Here is a 10691-nt window from a genome sequence, read left to right on the forward strand (position 1 = left end):
GTCAGGCTTATTTGGCACGTCAATCAGACGTGCCAAATAAGCCTGACGCCAGTGGCGCGCCCCCGCCCTGCTACAGGACCGTGACCTCGGCCTCCTCGCAGTACTTCTTGAAGTGCTCGGTGAGGTTGCCGTCGGAGACGACGTAGTCGACGTCGGCAAGGTCGCAGATCTTGAAGGTGCTCCGCTGCCCGAGCTTGGAGGAGTCCATCAGCACCACGGTCTTCTCGGCATGCGCGATGAGCGCGCGCTTGAGGGCGGCCTCGTCGTCGGACCCGCAGGCGAACCCGGTCGCGGACTGGAAGGACGTCACGCCCAGGAACAGCAGGTCAAAGCTCAGCGACCCCACGTCCTCGACGGTCTTGCTCCCGTTGAGGCTCATGCTGTAGCGGTTGAGGCTGCCGCCGACCATGATGGTGCGGACGCGCTCGAGGCGGGCGAGCTCGGCGGCGCAGGTGAGGCTGTTGGTGAACGCGAGCGTGCGCACGTCGTCGAGCTCGCGGGCGAGCGCCGTGGTGGTGGACCCCGAGTCGAGGAAGATCGTGCTGTCCGGGCGGACGAGCCCCTTGGCCTTGCGCGCGATCGCGGCCTTCTCCTCGACGTTTCTCGTGCTGCGGTTGAGCAGGAGGTCGTCGGTCCCCACCACGTACTCCACCGAGCGCGCCCCGCCATGGGTGCGCACGATGAGGCGCGCGTCGTCGAGCGCCTTGAGGTCCGTGCGCAGCGTCATCTCGGAGACGCCGGGAAACGCCTTCTTGATCTGGCCGAACGTCACGCTGCCCTCGGAGTTCACGAAGAGCACGATCCCGTCGCGCCGCTCCTTCATCGATGAGCTCATGGCTGGACTCGCTTTCACCGCATGGTTCCCTGCTTGGCATGGTAGCGCGAGCGAGCGGGGCATGCCACTGGCGTCAGGTTTATTTGGCACGCCAAATAAACCTGACGCCAGTGGCGCGGCGTGCTACTCGGCCCAGTGCTCGAGCAGGTAGCGCTCGGCCGCGGGGCACCAGAGGCCGCGGTTGGCCTCCACGATGTCGGCGAGGCCCGCGAAGCGCTCGTCCTTCTCTGCGGCGGCGCGCAGGTCCTCGAGCGCCGTCAGGGGCATGCTGACGTGCGTGTAGATGAGCTTCTTGCCGCCGGGGATCTTGGGCAGGTTGAGCGTGGTCTCCGCCGCGGCGTCAAGGCCGCCCACGTGGGTCACCATGACGGAGGGGTCCACGCGTCCGGCGGCGGTGAGCTCGAGCGACTCGACCATGTCGTCGGTGTTGCCGCCCGTCGTGCCCATCACGTGATGGGAGCCGTAGTGCACCTCGTAGAAGTTCATCTCGGCCTTGAAGTTCTTGTCGGTGGGGCCGGCGAAGAAGTTGAGGCAGCCGTCGCGGCCGAGGATGGCGTCGGAGAGCGTCACGACGGGGGCCACCGGGGCGTAGCAGAGCACGTCGTCGAAGCCCGTGCCGCCGGAGACCTCGAGCAGCGCCGCGACCTGGTCCTCGTACGCCCCGTTGTTGATGAAGACGAGGTCGATGCCCGTCTCGGCCTTGACCTCCGCGGGCGGGAATAGCTCCGCGGCGCGGTCCAGGCGGTCCTGGTTGATGTCGGCCACGCACACGAGCGCCGGGCGACGGTCGCAGTGCAGGGCGTAGGTCAGCGCGCCCAGGCCCATGGGGCCCGCACCCGCCACGATGGCGAGCTTGCCTCCCTCGCGGATGCCCATCTCGTGCGTGTACACGCCCATCTGCGTGTGGTACGCGGCGTGGAAGGCGCCGATCGAGCAGCTCATCGGCTCGGCGAGCGACGCCTGGTAGTAGGCCTCGCCCGTGTACTCGAGCAGGCAGTCGCACTCCATGACCTCGGCGGGCAGGATGCAGTAGGTGGCGTCGCCGCCGCAGAACTCGTAGGAGTAGCCGGGGCTCCACATGGTGCCCTTGTAGTTGAGGGCGGGCTGGATCGTGAACTTCATGCCGGGCTTGAAGCGGTCTGCCCACTTGGCTCCCACCTCGACGATGTCGCCGGCGAACTCGTGGCCCATGATCGCGGGGTGCTCGGCCACGTCCTCGTGGACGCGCTTGTGGTTGACGCCCAGGGTGGCGCACTTGTAAGTGGACATGCAGATGCTGTCGGAGACCACCTTCACCAGAACCTCGTCGTCCTTGATCTGGGGGAGCTCGAACTCGTCCATGCGCAGGTCGTTTGCCGCGTGGAGACGCACTGCCTTAGCCTTCATGATGCAACCTTTCTCTCTCGTGACATTGGTGTCAGGTTCGTTTGGCATGCCGTGCCCCTATAGGGGCTTGATCGTCACCTTGCCCAGGAGCGAGTCGACGAGCTCGCGCTCGGCGGCCTGGGTCCCCGACTGCATGACGTTTGCCGCGCCCGTGGCCATCGCGAGGCGGGCGGTGTCCTCGAGGCCCATCCCGCGCTCCTCCGCGTAGGCGAGCGCCGCGACCACGGAGTCCCCGGCGCCGACCGTCGACCCCACGGGGACCTTGGGCGAGCGGGCGAGAAGGACGTGCTCGGCGTCGGCGATGACGGCACCCGCCCCGCCCATGGAGACGACGACGCGCCCCACGCCGCCCTCGACGAGCGCGCGGGCCTCGGCGGCTATCTCGCCCTCGTCCCCGAGCGTCCGCCCGCAGATCCGGGAGAGCTCGGCGTCGTTGGGCTTGGCGAGGTAGGGGCGTGCCTCGAGGCCCTTGGAGAGGGCCGCCCCGTCCGCGTCGAGGAAGACCTTCGCCCCGGCCCTGGAGCAGGCCCGCGCCCAAGCGCCGTAGGTCCCGACCGGCGCCCCCTTGGGCAGGCTCCCCGAGAGCACCACGATGTCGTCCTTCTCGAGGGCCCCCGCGAGCTTCTCGAGCATCGCGTCGAGCTGGGCGACCGTCGCCTCGGGTCCGGGCTCGTTTATGTCGGTGTGCGTATCGAGCTCGGGGTCGACGACCTTGAGGTTGGTGCGGGTCTCGCCCGAGGCCGCGAAGGCCCAGACGTCGACGCCCTCCTCGGCGAGCAGGGACGAGATCTTGTCGCCGACCGAGCCGCCGAGAAGCGCGAGCGCGCGGCTCCCCCCGCCGAGCTTGGCGATGACCTTCGATACGTTGATGCCCTTTCCGCCCGGGTCCTCGCGCAGGTCGGTGATGCGGTTCACCGCGTCCAGGGCGAATCGCGGGACCGTCGCCGTCTTGTCGAGCGCGGGGTTGAGCGTGACGGTGTAGATCATGCGGCTCTCCTCTCCTTTTTTGTTGCGATGATTACAAGAACTGTCGAAACAAAAGTCAACTAACAGCATAGGACCCTACACTCTGTTGTCAATACAAAAGTGAGAATTTCGTTCTAACAGCCGTTTATCGCTCATTTTCTACCATTGGTCGGTGCTAAGGCGAATCTCAGCACATTATCGAAATGAAAGTCTAGAATCTGAGTCGTTGAAACAAAAGTCATGGGCGCGAGCCCACCCTGTTCAACGCGTCGGCCCGTTGCGACGGGCCTCAAGGAAGGAGGGACCGATGTCAGTACGCGAGGGTCTCTCTCGGTTCGGCAAGTTCCTCAGCGGCATGGTCATGCCCAACATCGGTGCGTTCATCGCCTGGGGATTTCTGACGGCACTGTTCATCGAGACCGGCTGGCTGCCCAACGAGGGGTTCGCGAGCATCGCCAGCCCCATGCTCAGCTACCTGATTCCCGTGCTCATCGCGGCCCAGGGCGGGTACCTCACCGGCGGGGACCGCGGCCGCATCACGGGCGCCATCGCGGTCATCGGCTGCATCGCCGGCGCCCCCGACACCACCATGCTCATGGGCGCCATGGTCATGGGCCCGTTCGCCGGCTGGGTCATCAAGATGTTCGACCGGTTCATGGAGGACAGGACGCCGGCGGGCTTCGAGATGCTGATCGACAACTTCTCCGTCGGCCTCATCGGCATGTTTCTGTCCATGCTCGGCTACATCGCCATCGGGCCGATCATGACCGCGATCCTGGCGGTCCTCATGGGCGGCGTGCAGATCCTCATGCAGTACGGTCTCATGCCGCTGCTCGCGATCTTCATCGAGCCCGCCAAGGTGCTCTTCCTCAACAACGCGATCAACCACGGCATCTTCACGCCCATCGGCATCGCGCAGGCGGAGGAGACCGGCCGCTCGATCATGTACATGCTCGAGGCCAACCCCGGCCCCGGCCTGGGCGTCCTTCTCGCGTACTGCCTCTTCTGCAAGGACGCCAAGACCCGCCAGTCCGCCCCGGGCGCGGTGATCATCCACTTCTTCGGCGGCATCCACGAGATCTACTTCCCGTACGTGCTCATGAACCCCAAGGTCATCATCGCCCCCATCGTGGGCAACATGTGCGCGATCGCGTGGTTCAGCTTCACCGGCGCGGGCCTCACCTCCGCGGCGTCCCCGGGGTCGATCATCGCGTTCCTCTCGATGACGCCCTCGGACCTCATGCTCACCAACATCATCGGCGTCGTCATCGCCGCCGGCGTCTCCTTCGCCATCGCGACGCCGCTCGTCCGCACCATGGCGACCGCCGACCTCGACCAGGCGAGCCAGCAGATGCGTGACATGAAGGGCTCCGCGGAGGCCGCCGTCATCTCCGACACGCAGGGCGGCAAGATCGTCTTCGCCTGCGACGCCGGCATGGGCTCCTCCGCCATGGGCGCGACGCGCTTCCGCAACCGCGTCAAGGCCGAGCGCCCCGACCTCACGGTCGAGCACTCGAGCGTCGACACCGTGCCCTCCGACGCCAATATTGTCGTCTGCCAGCGCGTCCTCTCCGAGCGCGCCCGCAAGAGCGCGCCGCAGGCCCAGATTGTGACGATCGACAACTTCCTCGACGACCCCGCGCTCGACGCGCTCTACACGTCGCTCACGCAGCTCAGCCATGCCGCCGAGCTCATCGAGCCCACCCCGGCCCCGGCGAGCGCGCCCGCCGAGGAGGAGCGCCCGAGCCTGGCCATCGAGCGCGCCGACGTGCGCCTCGGCGTCCCCTCGGTGGGTCGCGAGCAGTGCATCCGCGACTCCGGCGCCCTGCTCGTCCAGCGCGGCTGCGTGAGCGAGCCCTACGTCGACGCCATGGTGGAGCGAGACCGCCTCACGAGCGTGTACATCGGCATGGGCATCGCCATCCCGCACGGCACCAACGACGCAAAGGAGGCCGTCGAGAAGACCGGCGTGGTGCTGCAGCAGTACCCCGACGGCGTCGACTTCGACGGGGAGAAGGCCTACCTCGTCTTCGGCATCGCCGGCAAGGGGGAGGAGCACCTCGAGGTGCTCGCCAACATCTGCCGCATCCTCGAGGACGAGTCCGTGCTCGAGAAGATGAAGACCACCGACGACGTCGACTGGGTCGTGGACGTCCTCTCCGGCCGCAGGTAGCGGCGGCGGGGGAGGAGGGCGCGGCGAGGCCAACCTGTGACGTAAGGTCTCGTCGCGCCCGTGATATACTCTTCAGGATATTCTGAGTGACCTTGATTTCTAGCAGCGCTATCTTGTCTTCTGTACGATCGTGCGGGTTACTGGAAGCCCGTGCGGTCCGATGGAATAGGAGGAACGCATGGCAGACAACGTTACGACCACGATTGACAGCGTCGAGGCGCTGCAAGCCCGCATCAAGGAGATGCGTGCCGCGCAGGCCGAGTTCGCTAAGTTCACCCAGGAGCAGGTGGACAAGATCTTCTACGCCGCCGCCATGGCGGCCAACAAGGCCCGCATCCCGCTGGCCAAGATGGCCGTCGAGGAGACCGGCTACGGCATCATGGAGGACAAGGTCATCAAGAACCACTACGCCTCCGAGTACATCTACAACAAGTACAAGGACATGAAGACCTGCGACGTCATCTCCGACGACAAGGCCTTCGGCTACAAGCAGATCGCCGAGCCCATCGGCCTCGTGGCGGCCGTCATCCCGACGACCAACCCCACCTCCACGGCCATCTTCAAGACGCTCATCTGCCTGAAGACGCGCAACGCCATCCTCATCTCGCCGCACCCGCGCGCCAAGGCCTGCACCGCCGAGGCCGCCCGCATCGTGCGCGACGCCGCCGAGGCCGCCGGCTGCCCCAAGGGCATCATCGACTGGATCGACGTGCCGTCCCTCGACATGACGAGCGAGCTCATGCGCTCCGCCGACATCATCCTCGCCACCGGCGGCCCGGGCATGGTCAACGCCGCGTACTCCTCCGGCAAGCCCGCCCTCGGCGTCGGCCCCGGCAACAACCCCGCCATCATCGACGACACCGCCGACGTCGAGCTCTCCGTGAACTCGATCATCCACTCCAAGACCTTCGACAACGGCATGATCTGCGCCACCGAGCAGAACGTGATCGTCCTCGACGGCATCTACGACGCCGTGAAGGCCGAGTTCCAGAAGCGCGGCTGCTACTTCCTCCAGGGCGACGAGATCGCCAAGGTCGGCAACACGGTCATCGTCAACGGCGGCGTCAACGCCAAGATGGTCGGCCAGCCCGCCCCGAAGATCGCCGCGGCCGCCGGCGTGACCGTGCCCGAGAGCACCAAGGTCCTCATCGGCGAGGTCGAGTCCGTCGAGCCCTCCGAGCCCTGGGCCCACGAGAAGCTGACCACCATCCTCGGCATGTACCGCGCCTCCGACTGGGAGGACGCCCTCTCCAAGGCCGAGCGCCTCATCGCCGACGGCGGCTACGGCCACACGAGCTCGCTGTTCATCGACACGCGCGAGACCGAGAAGATGGCCGAGCACGCCAAGCGCATGAAGACCTGCCGAATCCTCATCAACACCCCGGCTGCCCAGGGCGGCATCGGCGACATCTACAACTTCAAGATGGCCCCGTCTCTGACGCTCGGCTGCGGCTCCTGGGGCGGCAACTCCGTCTCCGGCAACGTCGGCCCCCAGCACCTGCTCAACATCAAGTCCGTCGCAGAGAGGCGTGAGAACATGCTGTGGTTCCGTGTCCCCGAGAAGGTCTTCTTCAAGAAGGGCTGCATGCCCGTGGCCCTGCGCGAGCTCTCCGAGGTCTACGGCAAGAAGCGCGCCTTCATCGTCACCGACTCCTTCCTCTACAAGAGCGGCTTCACCAAGAAGATCGAGGAGTCCCTTGACGAGCAGGGCATCGTCTACTCCAGCTTCTGGTCCATCTCCCCTGACCCGAAGCTCCAGGACTGCGAGCGCGGCCTCGAGCAGGTCAAGGCCTTCGAGCCCGACTGCATCATCGCCATCGGCGGCGGCTCCGCGATGGACGCCGGCAAGATCATGTGGATGATGTACGAGCACCCCGAGGCCAAGTTCGAGGACATGGCCATGGACTTCATGGACATCCGCAAGCGCATCTACACCTTCCCCGAGATGGGCGAGAAGGCCTTCTTCGTGGCCATCCCCACCTCCTCCGGCACCGGCTCCGAGGTGACGCCGTTCTCGATCATCACCGACGCCAACACCGGCACCAAGTGGCCGATCGCCGACTACCAGCTCCTGCCCAACATGGCCATCGTCGACACCGACAACATGATGACCCAGCCCAAGGGCCTGACCGCCGCCTCCGGCGTCGACGTCCTCACGCACGCCCTCGAGGCCTACGTCTCCATCATGGCGTCCGACTACACCGACGGCCTCGCGCTGCGCGCCATGAAGCTCGTGCTCAACTACCTCGAGCGCGCCTATGACGACGGCACCGACGTCGAGGCCCGCGACCACATGGCCAACGCGTCCTGCCTCGCCGGCATGGCCTTCGCCAACGCCTTCCTCGGCGTGAACCACTCCATGGCCCACAAGCTCGGTGCCTACCACCACATCGCCCACGGCCTGGCCAACGCCGTCATCCTCACCCGCGTCATGCGCTACAACGCCGCCGAGCGTCCGGTGAAGATGGGCACCTTCCCGCAGTACGACCACCCCAAGACCCTCGCGCGCTACGCCGAGGCCGGTCGCTTCTGCGGCATCCAGGGCAAGGACGACAAGGAGGTCTTCGAGAACTTCATCGCCCGCATCGAGGAGCTCAAGGCCCACGTCGGCGTCCCGACGACCATCGCCGGCTTCGGCGTGACCGAGGAGGACTTCCTCGCCACGATCGACGAGATGTCCGAGAACGCCTTCAACGACCAGTGCACCGGCGCCAACCCGCGCTACCCGCTCGTGTCCGAGATCAAGGAGCTCTACCTCGACGCCTTCTACGGCCGCGAGCCCAGCTCCTACGAGGACTAGTCCCAGCCGGTTCTTCTCGTTGCCCTGAAGGAGGCAGCAATGGAACTTTCTGACAGCAAGCAGGTCATCGTCGAGCGCCACAACAAGGCCGTCTACCTCGATGGCGACCGCATTATCAAGGTGTTCAAGGCCGAGAAGCCGGCCTCCGACATCTTCAACGAGGCGCTGAACATCGCCCGCGTCATCGAGGCCGGCGTGCGCGTCCCCAAGATCCTCGAGGTCTCCCAGGTCGCCGACGGCTCCTGGGCCCTGGCCACCGAGTACGTCGAGGGCGTGACCATGCGCTCCCTCATGGACGCCGCCGAGGGCACCGACGAGTACGACAAGCTCCTCGAGCAGTTCGTGGACTTCCAGATCGAGATCCAGGGCACGCCCGCCCCTGAGCTCCTCAAGGATCAGAAGACCAAGATCGCCGGCATGGTGGGCAAGGTCAAGGAGCTCGACCCGTCCGTGCGCTACGACCTCCAGATGCGTGCCGACCGCATGGGCTCCGGCCGTGCCATCTGCCACTGCGACTTCAACCCCTCCAACGTCATCGTGACCGAGGACGGCACGCTCTACGCCTGCGACTGGACCCACGTCACCCGCGGCCTGCCCGAGGCCGACGCGGCGATGACCTATATCCTCTTCAAGATGTATCACGCCGGTCACGCCGAGAAGTACCTCGACGTGTTCTCCAAGAAGGCCGACGTCGCCAAGCAGAAGGTGCACTACTGGGTGCCCGTCATGGCCGCCGCCGAGCTCTCCCGCGGCCGCAAGGACGCCGAGGAGTTCCTCCGCAGCCAGGTCGACGCCGCGCTCGACATCGACTAGCGGCTCGTCCCACGCACCGCTTCGGGCCCGTCAGCTCCGGCTGGCGGGCCCTTCTCTGTGGCGGGAGCGACGTCCGGGATTTCCGGCCTCCGCCACAAATCGGTCCGCCGCCTCGACGCGCCCTGCCGGCTTGGGCTAAGCTGATATGCGGAAATTGACGTGGAAGGAGCCCCATGCGGAACAAGCGACTCGTCCTGGCTGGCATTGCTCTCGTCGTTCTAGTGGTGGCTGGGGTCTGCGTTGCCGCGTCGCTCGGCGCCTTCAAGTCGGACGCGGAGCGGGCGCAGGACGCGGTCGCCGAGCTCATGGCGTCCTACGTCGTGCCGGTCCCGAACGAGGAGGGCGAGGAGCCCGAGGACGCCGCCTGGCCGGCGGACGACTATGGCGACGCCGCAACGATGGAGGCCCTCGGTCGCTTTGGCGTCGACGCGGACGAGTGGCGCCGCCACTGCCTTGGGAACCTGACGTATGAGGTGGGGGAGGCCCAGGCGGACTCGACGGCCGGGACGGCGACGGTCGGCGTCACGCTCACCAACGCGAGCCTCTCGTCCGCCGTCTCGGCGGCGGGCTCTGACTTCTCCGCCTTCTCGCAGACCGCCGACGCCGAGGCGGCCTATGCGCAGGGTGGCCGCGCGGCGCTCTTCTCGCACCTCGTCGACAGCGTCTATGCGCACCTGGATGCCAACGAGGGCCCCGTCACGACCATGGTGCAGGTGAGCTGCGTGAGAGACGATGAGGGTGTCTGGATCCCACAGGTCGCCGGTGACGCCGCCTTCTTCTCCGCCCTCTACGGCGGCTCGGACGTCCTTTCCGGGCTCGCAGCGCAGCAGTCCTGACGATTGTCGGTGTTTTTTGAGGAGGCGTGCGAGTAGCCGCACAAGCGCACCACTCTTTAGCTGGGGCTCCTTAGCCCCCGAAACGACCACTACAGAGCCGGTCGGTCAAAAACCACCGACAATCAGAGCCTTCGGTAGGTCGCGAAGTCGAACGTGACGCCGTCGGGCGTGACGCCGCCGTCGCGCACCTCGGCGAGCTCCCAGTCGGGGTGCGCGTCGAGGTCGGGGAAGAACGTGTCACTGGGCCGGACGCAGTGATTGCGCGTCACGACGGCCTCGGCGCAATGGGGGAGGAGCAGCCCGTACACCTGCCCGCCACCGATGACCCACGCCTCGTCCTCGTCGGCGACGGCGTCAAGCGCCTCCTCGGCGGAGTGCACGACCTCGACGCCCTCGGGCGAGAAGGACGCGTCGCGCGTGAGCACCACGTTGCGTCGGTTCTTGAGCGGGCGCCCCCCGGGGAAGCTCTCGAGCGTGCGCCGGCCCATGATGACAGGGTGTCCCGTCGTGCAGGCCACGAAGTGCCTCATGTCCTCGCGGTTCTCCACGACCATCCCACCATCGAGCCCAATGCCCCAGTCGTCGCATACCGCCACGATCGCACTCAGCTTGCAGCTCATCTTTCAAACCTTTCTGTGAGGGGTTGGCCCGGCATGTCGCCCCGTGCTCAGACAGCTTCGCCGGGCGTAGGACGCCCGGCTACAGAACTGCGCGCGGGACGACATGCCGGGCCATCAGCTCGGAGAAACGCAGGCGGGAGGGGAGAAGGACATTGTCCCGCCGCGAGTTCTTGCCGCGCCCTCTGCGGCAAGCTGTCTGAGCGCCGGGGCATTGTCCTTCTCCCCTCCCACCGGACGGTCAGACCGCGATCGGGATGTTCTT

The 10691-nt window shown here is 66.5% G+C and carries 8 protein-coding genes; 4 read left to right on the forward strand and 4 right to left on the reverse strand.

The annotated features are described in order from the left end of the window. Positions 1-70: 70 nt before the first annotated feature. The 3 genes from ACULPM_RS10760 to pfkB form a co-directional block, all read right to left on the reverse strand. On the reverse strand, positions 71-835 hold the full coding sequence (locus ACULPM_RS10760) for a DeoR/GlpR family DNA-binding transcription regulator (protein WP_445331475.1): 765 nt from the start codon (positions 833-835) through the stop codon (positions 71-73). A 123-nt stretch (positions 836-958) separates the two neighbouring features. Next, a complete protein-coding gene (locus tag ACULPM_RS10765; protein ID WP_167931098.1) occupies positions 959-2221 on the reverse strand; it encodes a zinc-binding dehydrogenase in 1263 nt (420 codons plus the stop codon). 57 nt (positions 2222-2278) lie between these two features. Then, positions 2279-3208, reverse strand: a complete 930-nt coding sequence (gene pfkB / locus ACULPM_RS10770; RefSeq protein WP_445331474.1) for a 1-phosphofructokinase — start codon at positions 3206-3208, stop codon at positions 2279-2281. A gap of 286 nt (positions 3209-3494) precedes the next feature. On the opposite strand from pfkB, the gene ACULPM_RS10775 reads away from it, so the two are divergent. The 4 genes from ACULPM_RS10775 to ACULPM_RS10790 all read left to right on the forward strand — a co-directional run bounded on the left by ACULPM_RS10775 (position 3495) and on the right by ACULPM_RS10790 (position 9809). Beyond that, positions 3495-5360: a PTS mannitol transporter subunit IICBA gene (locus tag ACULPM_RS10775; protein ID WP_445331473.1), complete on the forward strand. Its 1866-nt coding sequence runs from the start codon at positions 3495-3497 to the stop codon at positions 5358-5360. 178 nt (positions 5361-5538) lie between these two features. Next, positions 5539-8160, forward strand: coding sequence for a bifunctional acetaldehyde-CoA/alcohol dehydrogenase (gene adhE / locus ACULPM_RS10780; protein WP_167931101.1), 2622 nt, complete (start codon positions 5539-5541; stop codon positions 8158-8160). A gap of 39 nt (positions 8161-8199) precedes the next feature. Then, on the forward strand, positions 8200-8973 hold the full coding sequence (locus ACULPM_RS10785; RefSeq protein ID WP_445331472.1) for an aminoglycoside phosphotransferase family protein: 774 nt from the start codon (positions 8200-8202) through the stop codon (positions 8971-8973). Between the two features lie 173 nt (positions 8974-9146). Next, positions 9147-9809, forward strand: a complete 663-nt coding sequence (locus ACULPM_RS10790) for a hypothetical protein (protein ID WP_445331471.1) — start codon at positions 9147-9149, stop codon at positions 9807-9809. Between the two features lie 122 nt (positions 9810-9931). Here the strand turns inward: ACULPM_RS10790 and ACULPM_RS10795 are convergent, their stop codons facing one another. Further along, the gene (locus tag ACULPM_RS10795; RefSeq protein ID WP_445331470.1) at positions 9932-10429 is read right to left on the reverse strand and encodes a dihydrofolate reductase; all 498 of its coding nucleotides are present in this window, start codon (positions 10427-10429) and stop codon (positions 9932-9934) included. Positions 10430-10691 lie beyond the last annotated feature (262 nt).

The sequence above is a fragment of the Thermophilibacter sp. ZX-H3 genome (genome assembly GCF_052599055.1).

What these genes read in the sequence shown, in the direction of transcription:
- ACULPM_RS10790 (WP_445331471.1), top strand. Translation starts at nt 9,147, where the DNA reads ATGCGGAACAAGCGACTCGTCCTGGCTGGCATTGCTCTCGTCGTTCTA.
- ACULPM_RS10765 (WP_167931098.1), bottom strand. Translation starts at nt 2,221, where the DNA reads ATGAAGGCTAAGGCAGTGCGTCTCCACGCGGCAAACGACCTGCGCATG.
- ACULPM_RS10775 (WP_445331473.1), top strand. Translation starts at nt 3,495, where the DNA reads ATGTCAGTACGCGAGGGTCTCTCTCGGTTCGGCAAGTTCCTCAGCGGC.
- ACULPM_RS10785 (WP_445331472.1), top strand. Translation starts at nt 8,200, where the DNA reads ATGGAACTTTCTGACAGCAAGCAGGTCATCGTCGAGCGCCACAACAAG.
- adhE (WP_167931101.1), top strand. Translation starts at nt 5,539, where the DNA reads ATGGCAGACAACGTTACGACCACGATTGACAGCGTCGAGGCGCTGCAA.
- ACULPM_RS10760 (WP_445331475.1), bottom strand. Translation starts at nt 835, where the DNA reads ATGAGCTCATCGATGAAGGAGCGGCGCGACGGGATCGTGCTCTTCGTG.
- ACULPM_RS10795 (WP_445331470.1), bottom strand. Translation starts at nt 10,429, where the DNA reads ATGAGCTGCAAGCTGAGTGCGATCGTGGCGGTATGCGACGACTGGGGC.
- pfkB (WP_445331474.1), bottom strand. Translation starts at nt 3,208, where the DNA reads ATGATCTACACCGTCACGCTCAACCCCGCGCTCGACAAGACGGCGACG.